Raw genomic sequence first — 25,080 nt, 5'->3', positions numbered from 1 at the left:
TCCGTCGGCGAAGCTGCCGGGATGCAGCGAGCGAGCAGCCGGACCGTGACGGTCGATCTCACCTACGGGGACGAGTACTTCGGGCAGGTGGGCCCGTTCGAGGTGGCCCTCGGATGGTGGTCCGCCGTGGACGGCGTCGTCGCACGGGTGACGGAACTGGCCGGAGTGCCGGTGCTGGTGACGCGACTGGTCGACGGGCACAGCGACGACCCCGGCCACGGCGGCCGGGTGCGCTACCACGCCGAGGCGCTCCAGCGGCCGACCGCCCTCGACCCCCGCCCGCCGGCCGGCGAAACGGTTGCTCGCCTGGCGCCCGCCGCCCGGCGCGCCGCCTGGGCCACGCCGGAGGGCCTGCGCGCGGCGCTGACCTGGGCGCAGGCGCGGCTCGCCGCCGTGGGCCGCCCGGCCGCCGCCGCGCGGCAGATCCGCACCTGGAACCTGTCCGCGCTCTTCCGCTTCCCCACCGCCACCGGCACCGACGCCTGGCTGAAGACCACCAGCCCGCGGTTCACCGCAGCGGAGGGGGAGGTCATCGGGCTGCTCGGCGGCGTCGATCCCTCGCTCGTCCCGACCGTCCTCGCCGCCGACCCCGCCCACGGGTGGCTGCTGCTCGACCACGTCCCCGGTGAGGACGGCTGGAGCCCGTCCCCCGGGACCGTCGCGGACGTCGTGCCACGCTTCGTCGCCGCCCAGGCCGCGCTCGCCGAGCGCCCGGCCGCGCTCGCGGGCCTGCGCGACCGTACGCCCGCCGCGCTGCACACCCAGCTCGTGGCGCTGTTGGACCGGCTCCCCGTCGAGACCGACCTGACGGTCGAGGAACTGGACCGGCTGCGGGAGTTCGCCGTCGGCCTGCCCGCGCTGCTGGCGGAGCTGGCCGCCTGCGGGCTCCCGGAGACGCTGCTGCACGGCGACTTCCACCCCGGCAACTGGCGCACGAACGACGGCAGCCCAGTCGTGGTCGACTACGCCGACGCCTGCCTCGGCCACCCGGCCCTGGACGGCCTGCGCCCCCGGGCCTACCTCACCGCGGAGGCCTGGCGGCACCACGCCGGGGTGTGGACGGCAGCCTGGCGCCGGCACGCCCCGGGCTCGGACCCGCAGCGCGCCCTCCACCTCGCCGAACCGCTGTACCACCTGTCGTACGCCCTGCGGTACCAGGAGTTCCTCGACCACATCGAGCCCAGCGAACGCCCGTACCACGAGGGCGACCCGGCAGCCGAACTCCGCGCCGTGCTCGCCTGCGGGCGCCGGGCGGGACGCGAGCTCCCAGGGCAGGAGGTTTCGACCCGCTGATTGTGGTCAGCCGCTGGGCACCGAAGGACGAGGGAGGACCTGATGTCAACCGGGACCCTCATCGCGATCATCGTCCCCGTGGTGGCCGTGCTGCTCCTGGCCACCGCGGTGCTGTGGTACGTGAACCGCCGGCGCCGACTGCAGCAGCGGTTCGGCCCGGAGTACGAGCGCGCCGTCCGCCGTGCCGGTAGCCACCGGTCCGCCGAGCAGGATCTGCGGGAGCGGGAACGACGCCACGACCAACTGAGGATCACGCCGCTGCCGCCGGACACGAGACGGCAGTACACCGAGGACTGGACGCGGGTCCAGCAGGAGTTCGTCGACCGGCCGGGCGAAGCCGTCCAGCACGCCGACCGGCTGGTCACCCTGTTGATGCACGACCGCGGCTATCCCACCGAAGGCTACGAACAACAGCTCCGGGACCTGTCCGTCGATCACGGGCGGACGCTGGAGCACTATCGCAAGGCCCACGCGATCAACGACTCGGCCCGACGGGACGACGCCACCACCGAGGAGCTCCGGGGCGCGATGGTGCACTACCGCGCGCTGTTCGCAGAGCTCCTGAACGGTGACGAGCCCCCGGACCGGGGTGCCGGGGCCGAAAGGAGATGACCGGGATGTCGCACATGCACTTCGACGACAAGGGGCGGATGACCGCCGAGAACACCGCCGCCGCCGAGGAGGAACAGCGGACCGGGCCCGCTGAGGACGCCGCCGCGGTGTTCGGCTCCGAGGAACGCGGGGAAGGCGGGGAACGCGAGGAACGCGGGGAACGCGAAGAACCCGGGGAATCCGAGGAAGGCGGGGAAGGCGGGGAACGCGAGGACCGAGGGGAATCCGAGGAACCGGAGGAGGGCGCGCAACGAGCCGTCTTCCCGGGCGAGGCCACCGAGGCCACCGGGCGACCGCCCGAGGAGGCGGCCGAGCACCGGGCACCGGCCGAGGAGGGCAAGGCCCCGGAGCGGCCGGACGCCGACCGCAGTCCCGACGCCGACCGCAGCCCCGACGGCGAACCGCTGCTGCCGGCCGAGGAGGCCCGGGAACTGCGCGAACGCTGGCAGCAGGTGCAGACGGACTTCGTCGACGATCCCCGGGAGGCCGTCCACTCGGCCGACGCCCTCGTCGCCGACCTCATGCAGCGGCTGTCCGAATCCTTCGCCGACCGCCGCAGCAGTCTGGAGAGCCAGTGGAACCGCGGTGACGAGGTCGAGACCGAGGAACTGCGGGTCGCCCTCCAGCAGTACCGCACGTTCTTCAACCGCCTGTTGCACAACTGAGGGAGGAGGACCGTCTCCCCCGGCATAGACTGCCCGGGTGGAACGCACGCCCCCGGTGCCGCGGCCGGTGCCGTCGCCGGTGTCGCCCGAGCTGCCGTTGCAGGAGCTGGAGTGCTTCTCCGTCCTGGTGCACCAGTTGCACTTCGGGCGGACGGCGGAGCTGCTCGGCGTCTCGCAGGGGCGGGGCTCGCAGCTGATCAAGCGGTTGGAGGGCCGGGTCGGTGCGCCGGTGTTCGAACGGACCAGCCGCCGGGTCGAGTTGACCGAGCCGGGCTCATCGATCCGGCCGGCCCGGCGAGCCGTCCGTCCGGCCCGGCGAACCCCGGTGCCGCCTGCCGCACCCGCGGCGGGCGACACCGGGGCCGGTCACTCCACCGGGGCGATCCGGTACCCGCCGTGCGCCGAGTGGAGGGCCAGTGCCTCGACCGGGCAGTACTCCACCGCCTCGGCCAGCCCGTCCGTCAACTCCGCGCCGCCGTCGGCATATCGGTCGACCGGCCGGGCCCGTCCGTCGGCGTCCAGGGCCAGTGATTCGGGGGCACTCAGGGCGCACATCCCGGAGCCGATGCAGCGGTCCCGGTCGACCCGGACCACCACGGCCTCCGCACCGGAGGAGCCCGTCACCAGATGACCCGCAGCGAGTCGGGGCTGCGGGTGAGCAGCCCGCGCCGCCAGTCGACGTCCTCGACCGGGTCGGCCATCCGCAGCGCGGGCAGCCGCCGGGCGAGCCGGTGCAGGGCCAGTTCGAGCTCCATCCGGGCCAGCCAGGCGCCCAGGCAGTGGTGCGGTCCGGCGCCGAAGGTGAGCATCGGCGCGGCCAGCGGGGAGAACAGCTCGGTGCGCAGGTCCCCGGTGAAGACCTCCGGATCCTGGTTGGCGGCGCCGGTGTCGGCGGCGACGACGCTGCCGGCCGGGATGACCACCCCGCCGATCTCGACGTCCTCCACCGTGCGGCGCAGCAGCCCGGGCATGTGCTCCGTGACGTCGCCGAGCGGGACGGCCCGCAGGATCTGCTCGGTCGCGGCGGCGGCGCTGGCCTCGTCGGAGGCGAGCCGCTGCCAGGCGTCCCGGCCGTCCTGGAGCAGGTAGACCAGGGCGTTGCCGAGACTGGTCATGGTGGTCTCGTGCCCGGCCACCACCAGGCCGATGACCAGCGCGACCAGCTGGCCCTCGGTGATCGAGCCGTCCTCGGCGGCGGCCGCGAGCAGGCTGCTGACCAGGTCCTCGCCCGGGTCGGCGCGGCGCTCGGCGATCACCTCGGCGCCGAAGGCGGCGAACTCGGTCATCGCGGTGCCGATCGCCTCGGCGCTGAAGGCGGTGGTGGAGAGCGCGTGGTCGCTCCAGTGGGCCAGCCGCTTGCTGTCGAGGTTGTCCAGGCCCATCAGCCGGCTGATCACCGCGACCGGCAGCGGCCGGCTGTAGGCGGCGACGATGTCGGCGGGGGAGCCCCGGTCGATCAGTTCGTCGATCAGCGACTCGACCACCGAGGCCACCCAGGGCTTCCAGCGGGCGATCGCGCGCGGGGTGAACGCCCGCTGCACGGTGCGGCGCAGCCGCTGGTGCTCGGTGCCGTCGATGTTCAGCATGCTCTGCGGATCGTCCAGGATGTTCGGCGTGACCATGAGCGGCGGGGCGTCCGGCGCGTAGAGCGGGGCGCGGCCCAGGCGCGGGTCGGTCAGCACCTGCCGGACGTCGGCGTGCCGGCTGACCAGCCAGACCGGGGTGCCGGTGGGCAGCGCGGCGAGTCGGGGCGGGCCGGGTTCCAGGTGGCGCAGGCAGTGCATCGGGGGGAGCGGGGCGGTGCCGGTGCCGGCACCGGTCGCACTGTTCTCGGTGGACATCCGTACTCCAGACTCCAGGGCAGGGACCGCGGGGGCGGCCCGACGGGGGGGTGGATCCGGGGTTCGTGCGGGGACGGGTGGTTCGGCCGGGGCGGCTCGACTCGGGGCCGGCGGTGCGGGTGGCGCGGGGAACGACGTGGCGCGGTGGTTCCGGGGTGCGGCGGACCGGTTGGTGCGGTGGTGCCGGGGAGGCGCGGGCCCGCGTGCGGGATGGCGCGAAACGTGCGGGGGCGTACGGTCGGTGCGCGCCCGGCACGTGCGGCGCGCGGTGGCGTGCCGTCAGATGGGACGGATGTGCTGTGCGTGGTCGCGTGGACCGTCTCTGCTACGACCGTACGTGGGTGGCGGGGCGTCCGTCAGCGGCACTTCCAGCCAACGGCGGTGCTTTCCGGGCAGTTCGTGGCACGCTGACGAGCGCTCAGCGCGAGCCGCGCGCCCCCTGGAGCCGGACCGCGCGGGATCGGGCGCCGCGTGAGCCGTGGTCAGGCGGCGGATATGCCCGCGGCACGTGTCGGATACCCTTCGTGGGCGGACGCACCGGAGTGCTTCTAGAGTTCTCCTGCAGTCGCTCGTCGCAGGTCACGCCGGTGCAGAGCCGCACCCGGCCGACGGAGGTGGAATCGGATGGCCCAGCAGGTCAAGGCAGTCATCGCGCGTGCCAAGGGCGCGCCCGTGGAGGTGACCACGATCGTGGTGCCGGACCCGGGGCCGGGCGAGGCGGTGGTCCGGATCCAGGCGTGCGGCGTCTGCCACACGGACCTCCACTACCGCGAGGGCGGCATCAACGACGAGTTCCCGTTCCTGCTCGGCCACGAGGCCGCGGGCATCGTTGAGTCGGTCGGCGAGGGCGTGACCGAGGTCGAGCCCGGCGACTTCGTCATCCTCAACTGGCGTGCGGTGTGCGGCCAGTGCCGCGCCTGCAAGCGCGGGCGTCCGCAGTACTGCTTCAACACCCACAACGCCAAGCAGAAGATGACGCTGCTGGACGGCACCGAGCTGTCCCCGGCGCTGGGCATCGGTGCCTTCGCCGAGAAGACCCTGGTCGCGGCCGGGCAGTGCACCAAGGTCGACCCGGCCGCCGAGCCGGCCGTCGCCGGCCTGCTGGGCTGCGGCGTGATGGCGGGCCTCGGCGCCGCGATCAACACCGGCAACGTCGGCCGCGGCGACACCGTCGCCGTGATCGGCTGCGGCGGCGTCGGCGGGGCGGCGGTGATGGGCTCCCGGCTGGCCGGCGCCTCCGAGATCATCGCGGTGGACATCGACGACCGCAAGCTGGAGACCGCCCGCAAGCTCGGCGCCACCCACACCGTCAACTCCCGCACCACCGACCCGGTCGAGGCGATCCGCGAGCTGACCGGCGGCAACGGCGCGGACGTCGTGGTGGAGGCCGTCGGCCGCCCGGAGACGTACCAGCAGGCCTTCTACGCCCGCGACCTCGCCGGCACCGTCGTCCTGGTCGGTGTGCCGACGCCCGAGATGACCCTCGAACTGCCGCTGCTGGACGTCTTCGGCCGCGGCGGCGCGCTCAAGTCCTCCTGGTACGGCGACTGCCTGCCCTCCCGGGACTTCCCGATGCTGATCGACCTGTACCTCCAGGGCCGCCTGGACCTCGGCGCCTTCGTCACCGAGACCATCGCGCTCGACGCGGTGGAGCAGGCCTTCGAGCGCATGCACCACGGCGACGTCCTCCGCTCGGTGGTGGTGTTCTGATGGCCGCCCGGATCGACCGGCTGGTCACCGCCGGGACCTTCGAACTCGACGGCGGCAGCTGGGAGGTGGCGAACAACGTCTGGATCGTCGGCGACGACGAGGAGGCGGTGGTGATCGACGCCGCGCACGACGCCGACGCCATCGAGGCCGCGCTCGGCGGGCGCCGGCTGCTGGCGATCGTCTCCACCCACGCCCACAACGACCACGTCGACGCCGCCCCGGCCCTGGCCGAGCGCACCGGCGCGCCGATCCTGCTGCACCCGGACGACCTCCCGCTGTGGAAGCTCACCCACCCCGAGCGGCTCCCGGACGGCGAACTCACCGACGGCCAGCGGATCGAGGTGGCCGGCACCGAGCTGACCGTGCTGCACACCCCCGGCCACGCGCCCGGCGCGGTCTGCCTGTACGCGCCCGGGCTCGGCACCGTGTTCACCGGCGACACCCTGTTCCAGGGCGGCCCGGGCGCGACCGGCCGCTCGTTCTCGCACTTCCCGACCATCATCGACTCGATCCGGGAACGGCTGCTCTCCCTCCCAGCCGACACGGTGGTGCGCACCGGCCACGGCGACCCGACCACGATCGGAGCCGAGGCCCCGGCCCTGCCGGAGTGGATCGCCCGCGGCCACTGATCTCCGTGCCGGCACGGCCCCCGGGAGTTGATCGTTTCCCGGGGGCCGTACCATCGCGATCATGGCCCACGACCCGCGCGACCTCGACGACGCCTTCCTCGCCTTCTGGCGCGAGCGGCACATCTCCACCCTGACCACCACCCGCCCCGACGGCACCCCGCACGTGGTGCCGGTCGGCGTCACCTTCGACCCGGCGACCGGAACGGCCCGGGTCATCACCAGCCGCACCAGCCGCAAGGCCCGCAACGTGGCGGCCGCCGGGCCCGAGGGCCTGCCGGTCGCGGTCTGCCAGGTCGACCGGGCCCGCTGGTCCACCCTGGAGGGCGTCGCCGTGGTGCGCGAGGAGCCCGAGCAGGTCACCGACGCCGAGCGCCGCTACGCCGAGCGCTACCGCACGCCGCGGGAGAACCCGGACCGGGTGGTCATCGAGATCGCCGTCGAGCGCGTCCTCGGCCGCGCCTGACTCCTTGCTCCTTACTCCGCGAGTGCCGGGGCGATCCGGCGCAGCACCGACGGCCAGCCCTGCCCCATCCCGTGGTGGGCCTGCCGGCCCATCGGGGTGTCCAGGTCGAACCCCGCGTGCTCCAGCAGCAGCCGCGTCCCGTGCCCCTCGGGCACCAGCCGCCAGGTCACGGTGGTGTCCAGCGAGCCCGCGCCGAAGCCGTACCGCAGCAACCGCTCCACCTCCACCTCGACCACCTCGCACGGCTGCTGCCCCCACGGCCCCATGTCCAGGGTGAACCGGTGTCCGACCACCGCCTTCACGTCTCCGGCGGCCCACCACCGCGCGTGCAGCTCCGGATCGGTCAACGCCTCCCACACCCGCGCCGGCGGGTACGGCAGGAACTCGTCGCAGTGGATCGCGGCCTTCTCGGTCATGAACTCTCCTCGTCCAGGAGCCCGTGCAGCGAACGCATCCGCGCCCACCAGTAGTGCTCGTACGGGTAATGCGTCCCCCTGACCTGCGGAAACCGTATTCACCAGTTTTCCCTGGTCAGCAGCGTTTTCACCCCTCGTGTGCCCGGAAAGTGCCCTGTGATGGCTCTCTCCGGAGGCGCTCGTCAGCTCTCCTTCTCGAGGACATCGCGCAGCGATCGCATCCGCTGTCTCCAATACCGCTCAAACGGATGGAGCCACTCCTCGACCTCGGCGAGCGGATCGGGCTCCAAGTGGTAGTACCGATGCCGTCCGCGTGGCTCCTCGCGCACTAGCCGGGCACTCTTGAGCACCGCCAGGTGCTCGGAGACTGCCGGTCTGCTGAGTTCGAAGTCGCCCGCCAGCTCGCCAGCCGCGCGAGGCCCGCTCCGGAGGCTTTCCAGCAACCTGCGCCGCACCGGGTTGGCCAGCGCACTGAAGACGTCGACGTCCGCCATGACCCCATCATGCGTCGGGGATTCCCGACACGTCAACTTCTTCCGACCTGTGACGCGCTCTGGCGGACGATGGGGGGTGGCGGGGTGCGGGCCGCCAGGGTCGATGGGCCCCGGTGGTTCGGCTGATTGCCATGTGGTGGAACTTCATCGGCCGATCCGGTGAGGAGATCGTACAGGCGCGGAACGACTGGGAGAAGGGCTCGCGATTCGGTGAAGTCCATGGCTACGACGACGCCCGGTTGCGGGCCCCAGAGCTCCCGTCGATCCCACTGAAGGTGCGCGGACGAATGCGCTGACCTGTGGAAACGTCGCTTGCGGATTGTGTCTGGTGCTTGCTGGCCGGTGCACCCCGGGCGCGCCTCAGGCCCTGGCGTGAGGCGCGCCCCAACGTCGTGCGGGCCGCTCTGGAGGCTCGAAATGAGGGCTTGCCGATTCTCATGTTTGGCCACGCGTGACAGGGTCTATCGGATTGATGCGGTTCAGGCACGGTTCCGTGAAGTCGATCGTGCTTCCGTGCGCTCGGTGACGCTCCGTCCTATCCGGGTGGATGCTGACCGCGTGTGAGGTGAACTCCTTTCTGCTTCCGCATCTCGTGGGCATGCGGATCGAGTGCAAGGAGGTGCGGGACGGCCGCGTGGTGATCGAGGCATCGACGCCGGAGGCCGTGCCCGTGCCGTGTCCAGACTGCGGGGCGCCGTCCGATCGGGTGCACAGCCGGTACGGACGGAGGCTGGCGGACTATCCGGTGACCTGCCCGGCCCGATCGGCAAGCACGTTCCGCTGGCCGTCGTGGTCGTTCGCGACTACGCGCTCCAGGTGAGCAGGGACAGAGTCGCGGGCCCGATCTACTGGCACCGGCCGGCATCCGACGGTGGCTGGGGGTGGGGAGACGCCAATTAGCCACCCTGAAGGACGGTGGCCGACGCTGAGGTCTGCTGGGGCGGCGCAGGCGTTCGGTGAAGTCAAAGGCAGGCGACGCAGCAAGTCCGCCCCCGGTACTAGTGATGGGAGGCGGACTTGCGTTCCAGGGGTGTTTGGTCAGTGCTTGAGGGCATCCTTTGCCTTCTGGCCAGCCTGGAGCATGTCACCCTTCACCTGCTCGGCTTTGCCCTTGGCCGTGAGGGTCTCGTTTCCGACGGCCTTGCCGGCGGCTTCCTTTGTCTTTCCCTTAACGGTCTCTGCCGTGTGTTCTATCTTCTTACCTGCGCCCATGACCATCCTCCTCATGAGCCCGGTTACCTGCACCGCGTCTGCCCCGTATCGGCACCTTTACGCCCGAAAGCTATGGAGCGCGCTGGCCGTCGACCCACATGGGTCAGGGTCATCCGCGGCCCGCACCACGGTCCCGGAGCCAGCCGCGCGGCGTCCTCCGGATCTGGTCAACGGTTGGGCTGACATTGGTGCTGGCAGCTGCGGCCGCCGTACCCAGCCGACTGTCCCCCAGCCCGGAAGGCCCAGGCATGAACCCCGTCGAACGCACCCTCCGCGCTCTCGACCGTGCCCAGCAGCACCACGCGGTCCCGGGAATGGTCGTCGGCGTGATCAAGAAGTACGGAGATGACCGCGGCAGTCTGCTCACAGCCCTGATCGCCTACTACGGGTTCATGGCCCTGATCCCGCTGCTGCTCCTGCTCAGCACCATTCTCAGCTTCATCCTCCACGGACACCCCGGCGCCCAGAAGACCATCGTCAACTCCGCGCTCGTCGACTTTCCCATCATCGGCGATCAGCTCCGCCAGAACGTCCACTCCGTCCAGGGCAGCGGCCTCGCCCTCGTCGTTGCCCTCCTCGGCCTGGTATATGGCGCGCTCGGTATCGCCCAGGTCCTTCAGCACGCCATGGCCGAGGTCTGGAACGTGCCCGGAGTGGTCCGCCCCGGCTACTTCCCGCGCCTGGCCCGCAGCCTGCTGCTGTTCAGCACCCTCGCCGTGGGCCTGCTACTCGCCACGGCCGCCGCTACCCTCGTCGCCACCACTCTTGGCGGGCTGGCCGCCCACATCGGCGCCCTCGTCCTGTCCGCCTTGCTCAACACGGGCCTGTGCCTGGCCTGCTTTCGCATCCTGACTCCCAAGATCATCTCCACTCGCGCCCTGCTGCCCGGATGTGCGATCGCCGGGCCTTTGTTCACCGTCCTGCAGGCCTTCGGTGCCGTCCTCGTGGCCCACCAGCTGCGCCACGCCACAGCTGTCTACGGGTTCTTCGCAACCGTGATCGGCCTGCTCTCCTGGCTCGCTCTGGCCGCGACGATCACCGTGTACGCGGCCGAGACCAACGTGGTTCTGCACCGGCGACTGTGGCCGCGAAGCATTCTGCAGCCACCGCTCACCGAGGCAGACGAGAAAGTCCTGGAATCCATCGCGAACCAGGAAGAACGCCGCCCCGAGCAGCACGTCGACGTCGACTTCGACGATGACAATGCGTCCCCCGAGGACGGGCGGCCGCACCAAGGCGACACCTGACCCGTAAGGTTGGGACCAGTCGTAGGCCCCAACGAAATGCTTACGAAAGCATTTACTGGCCGGGGCCCGAGACTCCGGGCGGCCTGATCTCTAGGCCGGTCCTTCGTGCAAGAGATCGCTATGGCGGGCATGGAGTGGGGAGATCCGGGGAGTCCTCGGCTCCGCCCTGGTCGACGAACGTGGTCACCGGAGCAACCCCCGCGAGCGCGGGGCCCACCCGTAGAGGGCGCCGGCCAGGGCGAGCCAGCGGCTGGTCCGGGCCTGTGGCGTCGGGAGCGCCACTGGGGCCAGTGCAGGATGTGGTCGGTGCTTGGGTTTCGGCGCCCAGGCCGGCGGCTGGCCTGGGCGGCCATGTCCCTGACACGATCGGGGGGCCGGTCCGCGCCTGGTGGGCCTGGCGAGCCGTCGCCTTCGGCTTCCCGGCTGGAGGATGGCCAGGGGCAGGAGCAACGCCACCTCGCTGCCAGCTGCAAGCCGGGTGGCTGCTCGCCTCCGCCGCGGGCTCGGCAGTCGGGCCGGTGCGCAGTGCGGGTTGGCTGCCCCGGGGCCGGTCAGTGGGCTTCCTCCACGTACTCCTCATCCTCCTCTTCCGGTTGTTCGTCCTCTTCCCCGTAGTCGCGATCGTCGTACTCGTCGTCGTACTCGTCCTCGGGCTCCTCCTCTTCCTCGTCGTACTCGCCCTCGGGCTCCTCCTCTTCCTCGTCGTACTCACCCTCGGGCTCTTCTTCCTCGTCGTCGTACTCCTCCTCGGGCTCCTCCTCTTCGTCGTATTCGTCTTCTCCGAGCCGGTCGTCCTCGGCGGCTTCGTCTTCCATCGCCTCCTCGTGCGTGCGCACCACCTCGCCGTCGCGGATCTCACCGCGCCAGCCTTGGGCTTCGTCGTTGGACAGGGAGACGTGCCGCTGGAAGTTCTTGAAGTCGAGGCGGAGGCGCCGGCCCTGGGCGCGCCAGATGTTGCCGGTCTTCTCGAAGAAGCCGTTGGGGTAGTACTCGACGACGAGGACGATGCGGGTCAGGTTCGGGGTGAGCTCGTGGAAGCTGACGACCCCCCGAGTGCTGCCCTTGGCTCCTTCGGAGGTCCACACGATGCGCTCGTCCGGGATCTGCTCCTGGACCGTTGCCTTGAAGCTGCGTTTAGAGGGTCCGACTTTCACCTTCCAGTCGGTGGTGACTTCATCGCCCTGTGAAACGCTCTGCACACCCTTCGCGAAGCCGCTGAAATCCTCGTACTGCGTCCAGTGGTCGTAGGCGGTGCGCACAGGGACGCCGACATCCAGTGCCTCCACGATGTTCATCGTCTTCTTGCCCGCCTTGCGGCCGGGCTTGCCGCCTCCCCCGAACGTCTCCTTGGCCTTGTCGACGAGGTTGTCCTTGATGCTCTTAGCCTTCTCGCCCATGAAGGCCTTGAGCGGGGAGTCACCCTGCAGGACACGGGAACCGACCTTGGGCAGGACGCCTCCGTTCTGGGCGACGTCACCAAGGGTGTCGGTGAGGTCGGAGACCTTCTCAGCCGCCTTCTCCACCAGGTGCTCCAGCTGGGCGCCGAGGAAGTTGACGACTTCTTCACGTAGCTGGTCGACTCCCGACCCGGCTGCGGACCTATCTCCCGTGGCGGCCATGGCTCACCTCCGCCGGGTCCGCGTTGACGGCTTGGCAGCGGTGCTTTTGCTCGCCGCGGTCCTTTTCGCTGCGGTCTTCTTCGCTGCGGTCTTCTTCGCCGGCGTCGGCGCTTTCTCGCGCGCGGGCTTGGATGCGGCGGTCTTCGACGTCGTGGCGCGGGCCGACGACTTCTTCGCCGCTGGCGGACTCTTGGCCGTGGTCTTCTTCCCCGCCGGTGCGGCCTTCCTGACGGGTCGGCGGGCGGCGGTCTTCGGCGCGCTGGTGCTCGGCGCCGTGCGGGAGGAGCGCGGCTGGTCACCGGCGGGTTCGGCGGTGCGGCGTCGCCGGGCCGGTTTCGCCGGACGAGTTTCCACGGGCTCGGGCTCCTCCTCGGGCTCCTCCTCGGGCTCCTCCTCGGGCTCCTCCTCGTACTCTTCCTCCTCCTCCGGCTCCTCGTCCCATTCCTCCTCCGCGGCTTCGGCCTCGTACGGTTCCTCCTCGTCCTGCCCCTCGTCCGGCTTCGGTTTTCCGATGTTGAGCGTGCGCTCCCTGAGCGAGTCGGCCAGCTCACCGATGCGCCGGTCGGCGGCCGCGGCGACGGCCTTCTTGCCTGTTTCCAGCAGTTCGCCGCGGATCTGTTTGTTCAGCTCGGCCACCTGCGGGACCTCGGCGAGCTTGCGTAGGCCTTCGGTGGCGAGCTGGCGCGGATCCAGACCAAACCGGCGCCCGGCGAGGTAGGTGGCGGCCGCGAACGCGAGACGCCCCTTCTTCGCGCGCCCGAGTACGTAACCGCCCACGACAGCCGCCGCCAAGGCGACCTTGGTGGTGTCATTCATAGGGGCATCCCTTTCCGGCGATCGCCCCTTCGCGAGTGATCGGCACCAGCGAAGGGGCCGTTCCTTGTCTTTCCGCGCGCGTGATGGCCGGTCTTGTGGTCGGCGCGACGCCGACATGCGGCAACGATCCGCCGCTGCGACGTCGGTCACGGCAGCCCGCGTCGGAAGCGGCGCTGGGAGAACCGGGGATCGTGACCCCGCCGAGCCCGGCAGAAAAGAGCCCAGTTCCCAGTCTGGCATGCCGCGGTGTTCCCGCACCTGGAACCGATGTCGCGCCGAGTGCACGGCCCCGTACTCCACGCCCCACGCCGACCAGCCACCGCGATGCAGGCCTTCGGCGCCGGGGCATGAGGCACAAGTCGACGGCTATATTGGTGCATATCGGGCATATGCGGTAAGTGAATGCTTCTGGAGCGGCTTTCCCCGATCCGGAGAAGGGCATGACCACTGGCAACGAGCACGACGAGGAGCCGAGGAGGGCCAGCGCGCGTCCCACGCGGTCGCCGGGCCGGACGCCACGGCCCCGTCGACGTGTATCCGCGCCACACGCCATGCGCATCGCCGCTCAGCAACTGCAAGACCTCCTTGGACGTGTCCCCGAGTCGGTGTCGGCCCTGAAACCCGTCGAGGGCGGCTGGCAGGCCGACGTGGAGGTGGTGGAGCTGGAACGCATCCCCGAGACGACCAGCGTGCTGGCCAGCTATCGGGTAACGCTCGACGAAGAAGGCGAACTGCAGTCGTACGAGCGGATCCGTCGCTACACCCGGGGACAGGTCGATCGCCCGACCTGACAAACCCTGCGGCGCGATGACCTGCAAGAACGCCCGCGTTCACCGCGAGGGCGGGCCGCGAAGGGAGGCGCCATGACTGTGGTGCCGCAAAGCGCAGCCGGCGTTTCCCGCAGCGGGAACACCGGAAGTCTCTACGACGTCCTTGAGCTGATCCTCGACCGGGGCCTGGTCATCGACGTCTTCGTCCGGGTCTCGCTGGTCGGCATCGAGATCCTCAAGATCGACATCCGCATCGTCGTCGCCAGTGTCGACACTTACCTCCGATTCGCCGAGGCATGCAACCGCCTCGACCTGGAATCCGGGCGCAAAGCGCCCGCTCAGCTCACCGACATCGTGGGTGAGGTCACGGAAGGGGGTGCCCGGGGCAAGAGCAAGGGCGCGCTGAGCGGTGCCGTCGACGCTGTCACCGACGCCCTCCACCTCGGAGACGCCAACGAGGAGGAGGAAGAGGAGGAGGAGCCCGCGCCGAGGCGCACGCGGCCCGCCCGTCGGCCCACCAGACGACGGGAGGAATGAGATGGCCGTCTACGTCTACTCCATCACCGCAGCCGGTCATTCCCACAACCTGACCGGCCTTGACGCGGTCGGTCCCGTCCCAGCAGTCCTACGCTCCCTGCGGGCCGGGCCGCTGGCGGCCGTCGTCAGCGACGCACCTGCGGAACTGCGGCCCAAACGCCGCGACCTGATGGCCCATCAGGCCGTTCAGGAACGCCTCGTCGCCGACGGGGCGGTGCTGCCGCTGCGCTTCGGCCTCACCGCTCCCGACGACGACGCCGTCCGGGCCGCCCTCGACCAGCACCGCGAGGAGTACCTCCAGCGGCTGAGCCACCTGGAGGGCTGCGCCGAGTACCACATCAAGGCCGCCGTCGAGGAGGACGCGCTGCTGCGGCAGATCCTGCGGGAATCGCCCAGAGCCCGGCAGCTCAACGACGACATCAAGGCGGGCAACAGCAACCCCGAGCTGCCGCTCGCCCTCGGCGAACTCGTCACGCGGGAGGTCCTCGCGCGCCAGCAGGCCCTGGCAGCCGGCATCACCGAGGCACTGCGTCCCCACACCCGCGAGGAACTGGCCTCCGAGCCGACCGGGAACGACTTCCTGAACATCTCCTTCCTCGTTGACCAAGAGCACCGAGAGCTCTTCCTCACTGCGGTAAAGGGCCTCGCCGACGAACTCGGCGCCGATTGCGACGTCCGGCTGTACGGCCCCCTGCCCGCCTACAGCTTCGTCTGAAGGACGTGAAGCCATGGGTCTGATCACCCAGATCCTCACCCTCCCGCTCGCGCCGGTGCGCGGCACCGTCTGGGTGCTCGAACGCGTCGTCGAAACCGCCGAGGACGAGTACTACGACCCGGCGCCCGTCGAACACGACCTTGCCGCACTGGAGCGAGCACTCCTGGCCGGAGAGATCGACGAGGAGACCTTCGACCGGCGTGAGGACGAACTCCTCGACCGCCTCGACGAAATCCGGGCCCACACCCAGCACCGCGCACCATGACCGCACAGCAGCCACGCGACCGGGCGGAGGACAGCAGTGAGTGACTCTCTCGCCAACCGTCTGGGCTCGCTGCCCTCCCGGTCCACGCCGCCCTACCAGCCGACCTCCTCCGCCAGTCTCGCCGACATCCTGGAGCGGGTGCTGGACAAGGGCGTCGTCATCGCCGGCGACATCCAGATCAACCTCCTCGACATCGAACTGCTCACCATCAAGCTGCGCCTGCTCATCGCCTCCGTGGACAAGGCCAAGGAGATGGGCATCGACTGGTGGGAACACGACCCCTCACTGTCCTCCCGCGCCGACCACTCCACTTCCCGTCTCGAAGAGGAGAACCAACGCCTGCGCGAACAGATCGAGGCCCTGCGCGCGGACGCCGCCCTACCGCCCGTCAGCGCTCCGGAGGCAACCACGCCGCGCCGCCGTCCGGCCAAGCGGCCCACCGCTCACCCACGACCCGGTCCAGGTGACACATGAGCGACGCCTCCCTCACCTACGCCTACGCCGTCGCCCGCGACCGCACCCCCGCCCTGGCCGCCGAGGCGGGCACCCTCACCGGCGTCGCCGGAGCACCCGTCCGCCTCCTGACTCCCGACCGCACCACCACCCCGGTGGCCGTCGTCAGCCACGTCCCCGCCGAGGACTTCCACGAAGCGGCCCTGCATCGGCATCTGGAGGACCTCGGCTGGCTCGAAGCCCTGGCCCGGGCCCACCATGGCGTCATCGAAGCGCTGGCAGCGCACACAACCGTCCTCCCACTGCGCCTGGCCACCGTCTACCTCGACGACGACCGGGTACGCGCGATGCTCGACGACAACCAGAAACTGTTCCTGGACGGCCTGGAACGCCTGCGTGGCCATGTGGAGCTGGGCGTCAAGCTCTACATCGAGGCCGAACCCCGGCCCCCCGCCGCAACGGATGCCCCGCCTGATCCGGCGCTCAGTCCGGGACGCGCCTACCTCCGCCGCCGCCGTACGGAGCAGGACGCCCGCCACGACGCCCACCGGGCGGCCGAAGAGGCGGCACAACGGATCGCAGTGAGCGCCCGCGCCCACGCGGTGCAGTGGGCACGTCACCGCGTCCAGGAAGGCGAACTGGCAACCGGCCCCGGTCAGAACGTGGTCAACGACGCCTACCTCGTGCCCGCGGACCATGTCCGCGCGTTCCGTGAGGAGACCATGCACGCCACCGACGGTCTTCCCGGCCTGCGGGTCGATGTCACCGGTCCGTGGGCCCCCTACTCCTTCGCCACCCTCACCCCTCCCGAACGCGGCACGGCGAGTGCACCGTGAACCCTTCAGGAAACACCCCGGCTCCGACCAGCGGCGCGTCCCCGCCGCAGCAGCAGGTCGCCCTCATCGACCTCCTGGACCGGCTGCTCAGCGGCGGAGTGGTCGTCACCGGTGACCTCGTCCTGTCCGTCGCCGACATCGACCTCGTACGGATCTCGCTGCGCGCCCTCATCACGTCGATCAGCGAGCGCACGGCCGCCCCCTGGGCGGCGCACGCCCCATCCGAAGAGTGGGGGACGCGGTGACCACCGACAGGCCACCCCGTCCGGACCGCCGCCAAGAGGTGGCCCAGGCCGCCACACGCGCGTTCCGCGTTTTGCCGGCCACCAGGAGCGATCAGGCAGCCACAGGCCGGGGCCGCCCGCCCCATGCACCCCGAAGGATCACGACCAGCCCCGAGACCGTCGAACGGGACCTGATGAAGCTCGTCCTCACCCTCGTCGAACTCCTCCGACAGCTCATGGAACGGCAGGCCCTGCACCGGGTCGAAGCCGGCGACCTCACCGAGGAGCAGGAGGAGAACCTCGGAGCCACCCTCATGGCGCTACACGAGCGCATGAACGACCTGTGTGCCCGCTACGGGCTCACCATGCAGGACCTCAACCTCGACCTCGGACCGCTCGGCCCTCTCCTCCCGCCAGACGAACCGCAGTAGTCCCGTCCTGCGCCGCAGTGCAGATAACCGTGGAAGGCGCAGGCCCGGACACCGGGCCGTGCCCTTGGTCCCGTCAGGACAGAACCGCGTCCGCCACCTTCTTGAGCGCGCTGGGCGTCTCGGGCCGGCGGGGCGCCTTGTCGCGCGCTTCGATCAGACGGGCTACACAGCACCGCGCATGCCTTGAGGAAGCCGAACGGAGGACGGACTCTGCTCACATGCCGCAACCAGGTCGGCCTGACCTCCCACGGCTCCCTTCGCCTGCCTGGAAGCGGCCAGCCGAGCGTGATCCACCGTTGCGTGATTCATCGGCTTCCCCTGGGAGGACCTGGGCCCTGCACGGGGTGATGGCGCTACTGCCAGCCGCCGCCACGGTGTTGCTGGCGGCAGGTACGCCCGGCGGCGAGGGCCTGGTCGATCAGCCCACACACGCGGGGCAGGTCGGCCACGTCGAACATCGCGGCGGCGGGCAGGGCCAGAGCGAGGGCGGCTACCGCGCCGACAGCCACCGCTTCGATCACGGCCAGGTCGACGGGCGGGTGGCTGCGCCGGGCGCCGAGCAGCACGTAGCCGTCGAGGTGTGAGCGGGTCTGCCAATCGACGCCGCCCAGGTAGCCGTCCCCGGGATCCAGGTCGCTGCCGACTCGGGCGACCGCTTCGGCGAACTGGTGCAGGACCCGGCCGTGCGCGGGGTCAGGCTGCCGGTCGGCGAGCTGGCCTACCCAGGCCGCGGCCCTCGCCGTGCAGGCGGCGACCGCGGCCAGCACGTCCCCGTCGTACCCGCTCGGCCCACCGGCGACCGAGTCGGCCCCGTCTTCTCCCAGGCCGGGAACGCCGGGCAGGCCGGCCCAGGACATGGAATGGCTCATGCCCTTGCAACGGCCCACTGCGGCCCGAGGTCACGCCTGTACGGCACTCGATGCTGGGGTCCCGTGAGCCGAGGCCGGCAAACAGTGCCCGTGCAGGGGTGTTGTCTCCCATCGGCCGCTGGCACCCAGGGCGGCTCCATCCCCACTGCCACCCCCAGCACGTCCGGCAACGCCGCCACCCCCACGGACACCCCGACCTACATCCAGGTCCAGTAAGCGCAGCGCCCACGCCCACCGGCGCGGTCCCGGACCAACCGCACCGGACCACATCCGGTGCATGCCTGCGGGCAATCCGGGCAGCCGCTCCGGGGACAGGCCGTTGCGGAAACGGAGGGAGATCGCAATGAGCGCCTCGGACAAGGCCTCGAACCTCGGTGACAAGGTCAAGGGCAAGGTCAAGGAGGCCGTAGGCAAGGCGGTCGGCAACGAACGCCTGGAAGCCGAGGGCAAAGGCGACCAAATCAAAGGTGACGTGAAGCAGGCCGGCGAGAAGGTCAAGGACGCCTTCAAGGACTGACCGCGCCACCCGTTGGAGGGAAGGGCTGAACACCTCAGGAGAAGGAGTGCCCAGCGATCCGGGCCGTGTTCGCGGGTGCGCGGGCGTTCACCCGTGCGGACCACACGGCGCGGCCCGGGCGGCGCATGGCCGTGGCCGTCAGGGGACTGGTCAGCCGCCCGCTGTGGCTGGCCGGTGCTGAATCTTCGCCGGTTGCGGGCACGCCGCGGGTGGGGCGAGATGGCCGAGGGGTCGCGTGCCTGCCTGCCCAAGGGCTGGCGCGCGGGTCCGGTTCAGCAGACCGACGAGTAAGGAGTGGGTTGGTTATGAGCAGGGTCCAGGAGACGATCGACGTCGACGTGCCGATCAGCACCGCGTACAACCAGTGGACGCAGTTCGAGCAGTTCCCGATGTTCATGGAGGGCGTCGAGGAGATCACGCAGATCGACGACCGCCACAACCGCTGGAAGACGAAGATCGCCGGTGTCAGCCGGGAGTTCGACACCGAGATCGTCGACCAAGTCCCGGACGACCACGTGGCGTGGCGCACGGTCACGGGCGAGGTGAAGCAGTCCGGCATGGTGTCCTTCCAGCCTCTGGACGCCGGCCACACCCGGATCGTGATGTCGATGGACTACCAGCCCGAGGGGCTGGCGGAGAAGGCCGCCGACATGGTGAACATGCTCGACCGGCAGGTGAGGGGCGACCTGAAGCGCTTCAAGAACTTCATCGAGAAGCGCGGCAGCGAGACTGGCGGCTACCGCGGCAAGCTCTGACCCGGCAGCAGTGTGAGGGCCCCGGCTGGCGGCGGATCCCGCCCGCCGGGGCCGTCCGGCTTTGTCGGGCGGGTGGGGGTGCTGGGCCGGGCCGCCGCAGGGACGCATGCCGGAGCCGGGCCGGAGCACATGAAGGCCGGCCAGGGGCCCGGGCGGCCTCCGAGAACCGCAGCCGACCCACCCGAGTGGCACCACCCTCGCCGGCGCCCTCTCTCCAGCAGCAGCCGTTGCACGGTGGCGGGGTCGAGCCGGGGGACCTGGCGCCGGTCGGCACCGAAGACTGCGGCGCCCTTGCGAGCCGTGGGACTCCCGACATGTCAACTTCTTCCGACATGTTGAGTGGGGACCGGGAGCGTCACGGAAGGCCCGTCCTCGAGCTCCCGGTCGAGGTGCCAGAGCCGGACGACGCCGTCCGCCCCGCCGGTCAGTGCGAGGACGCCGTCCGCGCTGACGGCGAAGGCCGTGGTCGGCTCGGCCCGGATCGTGCGGACCTGTGCGCCCACCGCGGTGTCCCAGACCGTCAGGGAGATCAGTTGCGGGACGGTCAGTTGCGGGACGGTCAGTTGAGGGCGGTGACGACGGCCTTGGTGGCCTCGGCGATCAGGGCGTCGTCGGAGGTGGCATCGGGCTTGCCCCGGTCGGACAGGACGACGATGACGACCGGGCTGCGGCCGCCGGACGGCCAGGCGACGGCGACGTCGTTGCGGGTGCCGTAGCCCGCGGTGCCGGTCTTGTCGCCGATCTTCCAGTCGGCGGGCACGCCCGCGCGGATGTAGGGGCCGCCGGTGGTGTTGCCGAGCAGCCAGTCGGTCAGCAGCCGGCGGCGGTCGTCCGTCAGGACGTCGCCGAGGACGTAGCGGCGCAGGTCCGCGGCGAAGGCGTGGGGGGTGCTGGTGTCGCGGGGGTCGCCCGGGGTGGCCTCGTTCAGGGTGGGTTCGGTGCGGTCGACGTTGGTGGTCGGGTCGCCGAGGTCGCGCAGGGCCCGCTGGACGGCCTCCGGGCCGCCGAGTTCGGCCATCACCAGGTTGGCGGCAGTGTTGTCGCTGTACTGGATGGCGGCGGCGGCCAGATCGCGCACCTTCATGCCGGTGGCCACGTGCTGGGAGGTGATCGGCGCCCACGCCAGCACGTCCTCCTGCCGGTACCCGACGACCTTGTCCAGTTCCTGGTCGGTCGCCCCGCGCAGCAGGGCACCGGCGGCGAGCGACTTGATCGTGGACGCGAACGCGAAGCGCTCGTCGGCGCGGTGGGCGACCTCCCGGCCGCTGCCGGTGTCCACCGCGTACACGCCGAGGCGGGCGCCGAAGTGCCGCTCGAGTTCCTCGAAGGCGGCCTCGGTCGTGCCGGCGGAGGCCGTGCCGGTGGTGGCGGTGTCGGCGGCGGTCGCGGGCGCCGCCGCAGCGCCGGTGCCGCCGTGGCCACAGCCGGCCGTCAGGGCCGCCGCGAGCAGGGCGACGGCGGGCAGTGCGGTACGGGGATGCCGGAACGCGGACGTCATCGGTGATCTCCAGATCAGGCGTACGGGAAGGCCAGGTGGTCCGGCCGTGGCCTCAGCTAAACAGGCCGTCAGGACTCCAGTCCAAGACCATGATGGTGAAGGGATCGATGACGAAATGCCTATGATTGCTGCTCATGGACCTGTTGGGGCACCTCCGCCACTTCCGCGTCGTCGCCGAGGAACGGCACTTCGGCCGCGCCGCCGAGCGGCTGCGGATCGCCCAGCCCTCGCTCTCCCAGCGGATCCAGCGGCTGGAACGCGAACTCGGCGTCACCCTGTTCGACCGCGGCCCGCGCGGCGTCGCGCTCACCCCGGCCGGCCGACTGCTGCTCGCCGAGGCGGAGGAGGTGCTGGAGTGCTCCGCCCGCCTGCTGGCCGTCGCGGCCGACCTGCGCACCGGCCGGGCGGGCACCCTGCGCGCGGCCGTCCCGCCCGACCTCGGACCGGCGGCCCTGGCCGCGCTGCTCACCGGCTTCGAGAGCGCCTCCCCGGGCACCCGGCTCGAACTGCGGGAACTGCCGGTCGCGGCCGCGGTGCGCGAACTCGCCCAGCACACCGTGGACGTCGCCGTCGTCCGTCACCCCTGCCCGGCCGCCGGGCTGGCCTTCGGGCCCGTCCTGCACCAGCCGCTGGGCGTGCTGCTCGCCGCCGACAGCCCGCACGCCGACCGCCGGGACCTGGCCGTGGCGGAGCTGACCGGGCGGCGCCTGGTGCTCTTCCCCCGCGCCACCGCCCCGGCGCTGTACGACGAGATGCTCACCACCCTGGCCCGGCACGGCTGCACCCCGGAGGCGGTCGTCGACCCGCCCGGCGCGGACGTCGCGGGCGCGCTCGTGCTCACCGGCAGCGCCGTCGCCCTGGTGCCGCGCACCGTGGCCCCGCCGGGTACAGTCTGGCGTCCGCTCACCGGCACCCCGCTGACCTGGCGCACCTCCACCGCCTGGCCGGCCGGACGGGACGGGCCCGCCGTCCGCCTGTTCGCCGAGGTCGCTCACCGGGCGCTGACCGAACCCGGCGGCCTGCTGCCACAGCCGCCCAACCGCCCGCTCTTCCCCCGGCCCGCAATGGAGTTCCCGCTGTGACCAGCGACCGCACGAAGGGTGACCGAGCCCGCAGAGACCGGCCGGGAGACGACGCTCCCGGCCGCCGCGACCCCGCCGGCACCCGCGCCGCGCGCGCCCGCATCGCGGCCGCCTTCGCCGAAGCCGGGGTCACCGGCCTGCTGCACGCCCGCGACCTCGACACCGGCGCCGAACTCTCCCTCGGCGCCGACACCCCGGTCAGCACCGCCAGCGTCCACAAGCTCTGCCTCCTGGTGACGCTGTACCGCGAGGCCGCCGCCGGCCGGATCGACCTGACCCGGCCGGTCGACCTCCCCGCCACCGACCGCACCCCGGGCCGCACCGGCCTGTCGGCCATGCTCGACGCCGCCCGGCTCTCCCTGCGCGACCTCGCCTACCTGACCGTCGCGGTCAGCGACAACACGGCCGCGGACGTGCTCTGGGACGAGATCGGCCTGGACACCGTCAACCGCACCATGGCCGAGCTGGGCCTGACCCACACCGTCGCGGTCCACACCGTCCGCGAGATGGTCGCCGCCCTCGCCGAGGACACCGACCGGGACTCCCCGGTCGACCCCGCCGTCGTCGCCCGGCTCAGGGTCCTCGACCCGGCCTTCACCAACCGCAGCACCGCCCGCGAGATGACCGCCCTGCTCGCCGCCCTCTGGCACGGCGACGCCTGCCCCGGCGAACCCGGCGCCGCCCTGCGCCGCCTGCTCGGCCTCCAGGTCTGGCCGCACCGGCTGGCCTCCGGCTTCCCGTTCGACGACGTCCGCGTCCACGGCAAGACCGGGACCCTGCCCACCCTGCGCCACGAGGTCGGCGTCGTCGAGTACCCCGACGGCGGCCGCTACGCCCTCGCCGTCTTCACCCGCGCCGCCGCCACCGCCATCACCCTCCCCACCGCCGACGCCGCCATCGGCACTGCCGCCCGCCTCGCCGTCGACGCCCTGCGCCTCACGGCGTCCGGGCGGGCCGGCGGGGACGGCGGGGACGGCGCCGGGGGTGGAACCAGGAGTTGACCGCCGAGTAGCCGCCCCGCCCACGAACGCCCGGGTGGCAAGGGGCCGGTGTGACGCCGCCGGTGGGCTGCCCGCGAAGGTCACCCGCCGGTACGCCCAAGCCGGTCGCTCGGCCGAACCGGGGGCGTGCCGACCCACGTCCGATCGCGTGACCGCGTCCGACCGGATGACGAATCCGTGGGCCCAGGATGCCCCGGGGCAAGGAGCTTGCCGCCGCCACGGCCGCTGAGAGGTACCGGGCCCTCGCCGGCGTCCGGCGCCCGGTCCTACGCTGGACCGCATGGGTGTGCCCGTGGCGGGTCTCGGCGGTACGGCGGCCGATGCGGCCGGCCTGGAGGTGCTGGTACGGCTGCTGGCCGGGCGCGGGGTGGTGGTGCTCAGCGGGGCGGGGTTGTCGACGGAGTCGGGGATCCCGGACTACCGGGGGAGACCGGCAGCCGGCGGCGCGGGGTGCCGATGACGTACCAGGAGTTCACCGGGAGCGAGGCGGCCCGGCGGCGGTACTGGGCGCGCAGCCACGTGGGGTGGCGGACGATCGCGGGGGCCGAGCCGAATGCCGGGCACCGGGCGGTGGAGCAGCTGCGGCGGTCCGGGCACGTGTCGGCGGTGATCACCCAGAACGTGGACGGCCTGCACCGGGCGGCCGGGACGCGCGGGGCGGTGGAGCTGCACGGCGGGCTGCACCGGGTGGTGTGCCTGGCGTGCCGGCGGACCGGCTCGCGGGAGGAGCTGGACCGGCGGCTGGAGGAGCTGAACGGCGGCTTCCGGGCGGGGGCGGCGCGGGTCAATCCGGACGGTGACGCCGAGCTGTCGCAGGAGCTGGTGGACGGCTTCCGGGTCGCCCCCTGTGCGGCGTGCGGGGGAGTGCTCAAGCCGGACGTGGTCTTCTTTGGCGAGAGCGTGCCCCGGCCGAGGGTCCAGCGCTGCTATGAACTCGTGGACGCCGCACAGGCGTTGGTGGTCCTCGGCTCATCGCTCACGGTGCTGTCGGGGCTGCGCTTCGTCCGCCACGCCGCCCGCGCGGGCACGCCCGTGGCGATCGTCAACCAGGGCGCGACCCGCGGGGACGAGCTGGCCGCCGCCCGGGTCGGCCTGCCGCTGGGCGCGGTGCTCACCGAGGCGGCCCGTCGGGTCAGGGCCGGCTAGCGAGGGTGTGCAGGGAGGCCTTGAGGGCGGCGACGAAGCGGTCCCGGGTGAAGTCGTCCACCAGGTCGAGGGAGAGGTAGGGGTTGAGGTCCTCCAGCTCGACGAGGAGGAGCTCGCCCTCGGGGGTGCGGCAGGCGTCGACCCGCTGGATGCCGTGCTCGACGGTGTTCCAGGCGATGAAGCGCCGGGCGAACTCCAGGTCGGCGGCGGTGGGTTCGTAGGGTTCGAGGCGCCAGCGCTGCTCGGGGTCGGGGGCGTGCAGGGCGTACTGGAAGGCGTCGTCGACGAAGTAGAACGTGACCTCGTAGGTGAACGGGATCAGCGGCTGGACCAGGACGTCCTCGTGGTACGGGACGGCGGCGAGCTGCTGGCGGGGGACGATCCGCAGGCCGATCGAGTCGGCGCCGAGCTTCGGCTTGACGACGTACTCGGGGACGACGGGCAGGCGGGAGAGGTCCTCGGCCCGGTCGACGGTCGGGATGACGGGGTGCCCGGCGGCGGTGAGGTCGAGCAGGTACTGCTTGCCGGCCATGTCGGCGCGCCCGGTCAGCTGGGTGTACACGCGGGCGCCGCGCTCGAGCGCCTGGTCGCGGAAGCGCTCGTACTCGGCGCGGTAGTCGAGCACCGGGCCGCTGTTGCGGACGAGGACCACGTCGAAGGAGTCCAGCAGCGCTGCGGCGTCCAGGGGGTGGCACAGGGCGACGTCGAAGTCCTCGCGCAGCCGGGCGGAGAGCTGGATGTCCTCGTCGCAGTACCGGCGGCCCCGGGCCTGGTAGGCGAGGTCGGTGACGAGCAGGACGCGGGGTTTGGTGCGGGCCATGGCTCTCCTGAAGATCATTCGATCCGCTCAGCCTACTTACCCGTCCACCTCGGGGTTCCGGCCCCCGGCCCCCGGCCCGTTGCGGCGCGGGGCCGGGCGAGCCGGGCGGGGGCGGTCGTCTTGGCGAGGACTCCTCTCGGCGCG

General features: G+C 71.7%; 30 protein-coding genes and 3 pseudogenes. 22 read left to right on the top strand and 11 right to left on the bottom strand.

Features of this window, described 5'->3' with window-relative positions:
* The first annotated feature begins 21 nt into the window (after nucleotides 1–21).
* The 4 genes and pseudogenes from ACWCYO_RS05660 to ACWCYO_RS05645 all read left to right on the top strand — a co-directional run.
* A complete protein-coding gene (locus ACWCYO_RS05660; RefSeq protein WP_449783488.1) occupies nucleotides 22–1,293 on the top strand; it encodes a phosphotransferase family protein in 1,272 nt (423 codons plus the stop codon).
* A 42-nt stretch (nucleotides 1,294–1,335) separates the two neighbouring features.
* Entirely contained in the window at nucleotides 1,336–1,905 is a 570-nt protein-coding gene (locus tag ACWCYO_RS05655) for a hypothetical protein (protein ID WP_270141183.1), read from the top strand.
* A 5-nt stretch (nucleotides 1,906–1,910) separates the two neighbouring features.
* Nucleotides 1,911–2,570, top strand: a complete 660-nt coding sequence (locus ACWCYO_RS05650) for a hypothetical protein (protein ID WP_270141181.1) — start codon at nucleotides 1,911–1,913, stop codon at nucleotides 2,568–2,570.
* A gap of 37 nt (nucleotides 2,571–2,607) precedes the next feature.
* Nucleotides 2,608–2,832, top strand: a pseudogene (locus tag ACWCYO_RS05645) (helix-turn-helix domain-containing protein); the annotation flags it as partial.
* Between the two features lie 104 nt (nucleotides 2,833–2,936).
* Here the strand turns inward: ACWCYO_RS05645 and ACWCYO_RS05640 are convergent.
* Nucleotides 2,937–3,194 (bottom strand): ferredoxin, encoded by a 258-nt coding sequence (locus ACWCYO_RS05640; RefSeq protein ID WP_449783487.1) that lies wholly within the window; start codon nucleotides 3,192–3,194, stop codon nucleotides 2,937–2,939.
* Complete coding sequence (locus ACWCYO_RS05635; protein ID WP_270141177.1) at nucleotides 3,191–4,411, bottom strand: cytochrome P450; 1,221 nt, start codon at nucleotides 4,409–4,411, stop codon at nucleotides 3,191–3,193. Before ACWCYO_RS05635 ends, ACWCYO_RS05640 begins: the two co-directional genes overlap by 4 nt.
* 624 nt (nucleotides 4,412–5,035) lie before the next feature.
* Between ACWCYO_RS05635 and ACWCYO_RS05630 the strand changes: the two genes are divergently transcribed.
* From ACWCYO_RS05630 to ACWCYO_RS05620, 3 genes are all read left to right on the top strand, one after another.
* Nucleotides 5,036–6,121 (top strand): S-(hydroxymethyl)mycothiol dehydrogenase, encoded by a 1,086-nt coding sequence (locus tag ACWCYO_RS05630; protein ID WP_270141175.1) that lies wholly within the window; start codon nucleotides 5,036–5,038, stop codon nucleotides 6,119–6,121.
* Nucleotides 6,121–6,750 carry an MBL fold metallo-hydrolase gene (locus tag ACWCYO_RS05625; protein WP_449783486.1) on the top strand — a complete coding sequence of 210 codons (630 nt, stop codon included), beginning with the start codon at nucleotides 6,121–6,123 and terminating at the stop codon, nucleotides 6,748–6,750. The genes ACWCYO_RS05630 and ACWCYO_RS05625 overlap by 1 nt, the downstream gene beginning before the upstream one ends.
* Before the next feature lie 61 nt (nucleotides 6,751–6,811).
* On the top strand, nucleotides 6,812–7,213 hold the full coding sequence (locus ACWCYO_RS05620; protein ID WP_270141171.1) for a pyridoxamine 5'-phosphate oxidase family protein: 402 nt from the start codon (nucleotides 6,812–6,814) through the stop codon (nucleotides 7,211–7,213).
* Nucleotides 7,214–7,224: 11 nt separating this feature from the next.
* On the opposite strand, the gene ACWCYO_RS05615 is transcribed toward ACWCYO_RS05620, so the two are convergent.
* The gene (locus tag ACWCYO_RS05615; protein ID WP_270141169.1) at nucleotides 7,225–7,629 is read right to left on the bottom strand and encodes an SRPBCC family protein; all 405 of its coding nucleotides are present in this window, start codon (nucleotides 7,627–7,629) and stop codon (nucleotides 7,225–7,227) included.
* 182 nt (nucleotides 7,630–7,811) lie between these two features.
* Entirely contained in the window at nucleotides 7,812–8,123 is a 312-nt protein-coding gene (locus ACWCYO_RS05610) for an ArsR/SmtB family transcription factor (protein WP_270141167.1), read from the bottom strand.
* 131 nt (nucleotides 8,124–8,254) lie between these two features.
* Here ACWCYO_RS05610 and ACWCYO_RS05605 point away from each other — a divergent pair.
* A pseudogene (locus tag ACWCYO_RS05605) lies at nucleotides 8,255–8,419 on the top strand (pirin family protein); the annotation flags it as partial.
* A 742-nt stretch (nucleotides 8,420–9,161) separates the two neighbouring features.
* Here the strand turns inward: ACWCYO_RS05605 and ACWCYO_RS05600 are convergent.
* On the bottom strand, nucleotides 9,162–9,335 hold the full coding sequence (locus ACWCYO_RS05600) for a CsbD family protein (protein WP_270141165.1): 174 nt from the start codon (nucleotides 9,333–9,335) through the stop codon (nucleotides 9,162–9,164).
* Nucleotides 9,336–9,661: 326 nt separating this feature from the next.
* Here ACWCYO_RS05600 and ACWCYO_RS05595 point away from each other — a divergent pair, with 326 nt between their 5' ends.
* Nucleotides 9,662–10,582 carry a YihY/virulence factor BrkB family protein gene (locus ACWCYO_RS05595; RefSeq protein WP_449783485.1) on the top strand — a complete coding sequence of 307 codons (921 nt, stop codon included), beginning with the start codon at nucleotides 9,662–9,664 and terminating at the stop codon, nucleotides 10,580–10,582.
* Nucleotides 10,583–11,133: 551 nt separating this feature from the next.
* Here ACWCYO_RS05595 and ACWCYO_RS05590 read toward each other — a convergent pair.
* Both ACWCYO_RS05590 and ACWCYO_RS05585 read right to left on the bottom strand, forming a co-directional pair.
* The gene (locus ACWCYO_RS05590; protein ID WP_270141160.1) at nucleotides 11,134–12,201 is read right to left on the bottom strand and encodes an SRPBCC family protein; all 1,068 of its coding nucleotides are present in this window, start codon (nucleotides 12,199–12,201) and stop codon (nucleotides 11,134–11,136) included.
* 3 nt (nucleotides 12,202–12,204) lie between these two features.
* Nucleotides 12,205–13,017, bottom strand: coding sequence for a histone protein (locus tag ACWCYO_RS05585; RefSeq protein WP_449783484.1), 813 nt, complete (start codon nucleotides 13,015–13,017; stop codon nucleotides 12,205–12,207).
* A 440-nt stretch (nucleotides 13,018–13,457) separates the two neighbouring features.
* Between ACWCYO_RS05585 and ACWCYO_RS05580 the strand changes: the two genes are divergently transcribed.
* The 8 genes from ACWCYO_RS05580 (at nucleotide 13,458) to ACWCYO_RS05545 (ending at nucleotide 17,248) form a co-directional block, all read left to right on the top strand.
* Nucleotides 13,458–13,808, top strand: coding sequence for a gas vesicle protein GvpO (locus tag ACWCYO_RS05580; RefSeq protein WP_270141157.1), 351 nt, complete (start codon nucleotides 13,458–13,460; stop codon nucleotides 13,806–13,808).
* Between the two features lie 72 nt (nucleotides 13,809–13,880).
* Nucleotides 13,881–14,324, top strand: coding sequence for a gas vesicle structural protein GvpA (locus ACWCYO_RS05575; protein WP_030285897.1), 444 nt, complete (start codon nucleotides 13,881–13,883; stop codon nucleotides 14,322–14,324).
* A 1-nt stretch (nucleotide 14,325) separates the two neighbouring features.
* Nucleotides 14,326–15,039, top strand: a complete 714-nt coding sequence (locus tag ACWCYO_RS05570; protein WP_270141151.1) for a GvpL/GvpF family gas vesicle protein — start codon at nucleotides 14,326–14,328, stop codon at nucleotides 15,037–15,039.
* A 13-nt stretch (nucleotides 15,040–15,052) separates the two neighbouring features.
* On the top strand, nucleotides 15,053–15,304 hold the full coding sequence (locus ACWCYO_RS05565; RefSeq protein ID WP_449783483.1) for a gas vesicle protein GvpG: 252 nt from the start codon (nucleotides 15,053–15,055) through the stop codon (nucleotides 15,302–15,304).
* Between the two features lie 36 nt (nucleotides 15,305–15,340).
* Entirely contained in the window at nucleotides 15,341–15,778 is a 438-nt protein-coding gene (locus tag ACWCYO_RS05560) for a gas vesicle protein (protein ID WP_449783482.1), read from the top strand.
* The gene (locus tag ACWCYO_RS05555; protein WP_270141145.1) at nucleotides 15,775–16,593 is read left to right on the top strand and encodes a GvpL/GvpF family gas vesicle protein; all 819 of its coding nucleotides are present in this window, start codon (nucleotides 15,775–15,777) and stop codon (nucleotides 16,591–16,593) included. The genes ACWCYO_RS05560 and ACWCYO_RS05555 overlap by 4 nt, the downstream gene beginning before the upstream one ends.
* Nucleotides 16,590–16,838, top strand: coding sequence for a gas vesicle protein (locus ACWCYO_RS05550; protein WP_270141143.1), 249 nt, complete (start codon nucleotides 16,590–16,592; stop codon nucleotides 16,836–16,838). Before ACWCYO_RS05555 ends, ACWCYO_RS05550 begins: the two co-directional genes overlap by 4 nt.
* A complete protein-coding gene (locus ACWCYO_RS05545; protein ID WP_270141142.1) occupies nucleotides 16,835–17,248 on the top strand; it encodes a gas vesicle protein K in 414 nt (137 codons plus the stop codon). Before ACWCYO_RS05550 ends, ACWCYO_RS05545 begins: the two co-directional genes overlap by 4 nt.
* Nucleotides 17,249–17,601: 353 nt before the next feature.
* Here ACWCYO_RS05545 and ACWCYO_RS05540 read toward each other — a convergent pair whose 3' ends face one another.
* The gene (locus tag ACWCYO_RS05540) at nucleotides 17,602–18,105 is read right to left on the bottom strand and encodes a hypothetical protein (protein WP_449783481.1); all 504 of its coding nucleotides are present in this window, start codon (nucleotides 18,103–18,105) and stop codon (nucleotides 17,602–17,604) included.
* Between the two features lie 355 nt (nucleotides 18,106–18,460).
* Between ACWCYO_RS05540 and ACWCYO_RS05535 the strand changes: the two genes are divergently transcribed.
* Together ACWCYO_RS05535 and ACWCYO_RS05530 are read left to right on the top strand one after the other, a co-directional pair.
* Nucleotides 18,461–18,634 (top strand): CsbD family protein, encoded by a 174-nt coding sequence (locus tag ACWCYO_RS05535; RefSeq protein WP_270141139.1) that lies wholly within the window; start codon nucleotides 18,461–18,463, stop codon nucleotides 18,632–18,634.
* A gap of 305 nt (nucleotides 18,635–18,939) precedes the next feature.
* The gene (locus tag ACWCYO_RS05530; protein ID WP_270141138.1) at nucleotides 18,940–19,389 is read left to right on the top strand and encodes an SRPBCC family protein; all 450 of its coding nucleotides are present in this window, start codon (nucleotides 18,940–18,942) and stop codon (nucleotides 19,387–19,389) included.
* Nucleotides 19,390–19,706: 317 nt separating this feature from the next.
* Here ACWCYO_RS05530 and ACWCYO_RS05525 read toward each other — a convergent pair whose 3' ends face one another.
* The gene (locus ACWCYO_RS05525) at nucleotides 19,707–19,892 is read right to left on the bottom strand and encodes a hypothetical protein (protein ID WP_449783480.1); all 186 of its coding nucleotides are present in this window, start codon (nucleotides 19,890–19,892) and stop codon (nucleotides 19,707–19,709) included.
* Between the two features lie 56 nt (nucleotides 19,893–19,948).
* A complete protein-coding gene (gene bla / locus ACWCYO_RS05520; RefSeq protein ID WP_449783479.1) occupies nucleotides 19,949–20,887 on the bottom strand; it encodes a class A beta-lactamase in 939 nt (312 codons plus the stop codon).
* Nucleotides 20,888–21,021: 134 nt separating this feature from the next.
* Here bla and ACWCYO_RS05515 point away from each other — a divergent pair, with 134 nt between their 5' ends.
* From ACWCYO_RS05515 to ACWCYO_RS05505, 3 genes and pseudogenes are all read left to right on the top strand, one after another.
* A complete protein-coding gene (locus tag ACWCYO_RS05515; protein ID WP_449783478.1) occupies nucleotides 21,022–21,969 on the top strand; it encodes a LysR family transcriptional regulator in 948 nt (315 codons plus the stop codon).
* A gap of 101 nt (nucleotides 21,970–22,070) precedes the next feature.
* Complete coding sequence (locus ACWCYO_RS05510; protein ID WP_270150774.1) at nucleotides 22,071–22,970, top strand: serine hydrolase; 900 nt, start codon at nucleotides 22,071–22,073, stop codon at nucleotides 22,968–22,970.
* 280 nt (nucleotides 22,971–23,250) lie between these two features.
* Nucleotides 23,251–24,116 (top strand): annotated as a pseudogene (locus tag ACWCYO_RS05505) (NAD-dependent protein deacetylase).
* Here ACWCYO_RS05505 and ACWCYO_RS05500 read toward each other — a convergent pair.
* Nucleotides 24,103–24,936, bottom strand: coding sequence for a hypothetical protein (locus tag ACWCYO_RS05500; RefSeq protein WP_449783477.1), 834 nt, complete (start codon nucleotides 24,934–24,936; stop codon nucleotides 24,103–24,105). The pseudogene ACWCYO_RS05505 and the gene ACWCYO_RS05500 overlap by 14 nt on opposite strands.
* Between the last annotated feature and the right edge of the window lie 144 nt (nucleotides 24,937–25,080).

The sequence above is a fragment of the Kitasatospora sp. NPDC001683 genome (genome assembly GCF_053596495.1).
The sequence above is the reverse complement of the archived record's forward strand: the minus strand, read 5'-3'. Positions and strand labels throughout refer to the sequence as shown.

What these genes read in the sequence shown, in the direction of transcription:
- ACWCYO_RS05660 (WP_449783488.1), top strand. Translation starts at nt 22, where the DNA reads ATGCAGCGAGCGAGCAGCCGGACCGTGACGGTCGATCTCACCTACGGG.
- ACWCYO_RS05500 (WP_449783477.1), bottom strand. Translation starts at nt 24,936, where the DNA reads ATGGCCCGCACCAAACCCCGCGTCCTGCTCGTCACCGACCTCGCCTAC.
- ACWCYO_RS05590 (WP_270141160.1), bottom strand. Translation starts at nt 12,201, where the DNA reads ATGGCCGCCACGGGAGATAGGTCCGCAGCCGGGTCGGGAGTCGACCAG.
- ACWCYO_RS05565 (WP_449783483.1), top strand. Translation starts at nt 15,053, where the DNA reads ATGGGTCTGATCACCCAGATCCTCACCCTCCCGCTCGCGCCGGTGCGC.
- ACWCYO_RS05540 (WP_449783481.1), bottom strand. Translation starts at nt 18,105, where the DNA reads ATGTCCTGGGCCGGCCTGCCCGGCGTTCCCGGCCTGGGAGAAGACGGG.
- ACWCYO_RS05615 (WP_270141169.1), bottom strand. Translation starts at nt 7,629, where the DNA reads ATGACCGAGAAGGCCGCGATCCACTGCGACGAGTTCCTGCCGTACCCG.
- ACWCYO_RS05655 (WP_270141183.1), top strand. Translation starts at nt 1,336, where the DNA reads ATGTCAACCGGGACCCTCATCGCGATCATCGTCCCCGTGGTGGCCGTG.
- bla (WP_449783479.1), bottom strand. Translation starts at nt 20,887, where the DNA reads ATGACGTCCGCGTTCCGGCATCCCCGTACCGCACTGCCCGCCGTCGCC.
- ACWCYO_RS05555 (WP_270141145.1), top strand. Translation starts at nt 15,775, where the DNA reads ATGAGCGACGCCTCCCTCACCTACGCCTACGCCGTCGCCCGCGACCGC.
- ACWCYO_RS05515 (WP_449783478.1), top strand. Translation starts at nt 21,022, where the DNA reads ATGGACCTGTTGGGGCACCTCCGCCACTTCCGCGTCGTCGCCGAGGAA.
- ACWCYO_RS05620 (WP_270141171.1), top strand. Translation starts at nt 6,812, where the DNA reads ATGGCCCACGACCCGCGCGACCTCGACGACGCCTTCCTCGCCTTCTGG.
- ACWCYO_RS05530 (WP_270141138.1), top strand. Translation starts at nt 18,940, where the DNA reads ATGAGCAGGGTCCAGGAGACGATCGACGTCGACGTGCCGATCAGCACC.
- ACWCYO_RS05610 (WP_270141167.1), bottom strand. Translation starts at nt 8,123, where the DNA reads ATGGCGGACGTCGACGTCTTCAGTGCGCTGGCCAACCCGGTGCGGCGC.
- ACWCYO_RS05575 (WP_030285897.1), top strand. Translation starts at nt 13,881, where the DNA reads ATGACTGTGGTGCCGCAAAGCGCAGCCGGCGTTTCCCGCAGCGGGAAC.
- ACWCYO_RS05630 (WP_270141175.1), top strand. Translation starts at nt 5,036, where the DNA reads ATGGCCCAGCAGGTCAAGGCAGTCATCGCGCGTGCCAAGGGCGCGCCC.
- ACWCYO_RS05585 (WP_449783484.1), bottom strand. Translation starts at nt 13,017, where the DNA reads ATGAATGACACCACCAAGGTCGCCTTGGCGGCGGCTGTCGTGGGCGGT.
- ACWCYO_RS05635 (WP_270141177.1), bottom strand. Translation starts at nt 4,411, where the DNA reads ATGTCCACCGAGAACAGTGCGACCGGTGCCGGCACCGGCACCGCCCCG.
- ACWCYO_RS05625 (WP_449783486.1), top strand. Translation starts at nt 6,121, where the DNA reads ATGGCCGCCCGGATCGACCGGCTGGTCACCGCCGGGACCTTCGAACTC.
- ACWCYO_RS05570 (WP_270141151.1), top strand. Translation starts at nt 14,326, where the DNA reads ATGGCCGTCTACGTCTACTCCATCACCGCAGCCGGTCATTCCCACAAC.
- ACWCYO_RS05600 (WP_270141165.1), bottom strand. Translation starts at nt 9,335, where the DNA reads ATGGGCGCAGGTAAGAAGATAGAACACACGGCAGAGACCGTTAAGGGA.
- ACWCYO_RS05535 (WP_270141139.1), top strand. Translation starts at nt 18,461, where the DNA reads ATGAGCGCCTCGGACAAGGCCTCGAACCTCGGTGACAAGGTCAAGGGC.
- ACWCYO_RS05650 (WP_270141181.1), top strand. Translation starts at nt 1,911, where the DNA reads ATGTCGCACATGCACTTCGACGACAAGGGGCGGATGACCGCCGAGAAC.
- ACWCYO_RS05580 (WP_270141157.1), top strand. Translation starts at nt 13,458, where the DNA reads ATGACCACTGGCAACGAGCACGACGAGGAGCCGAGGAGGGCCAGCGCG.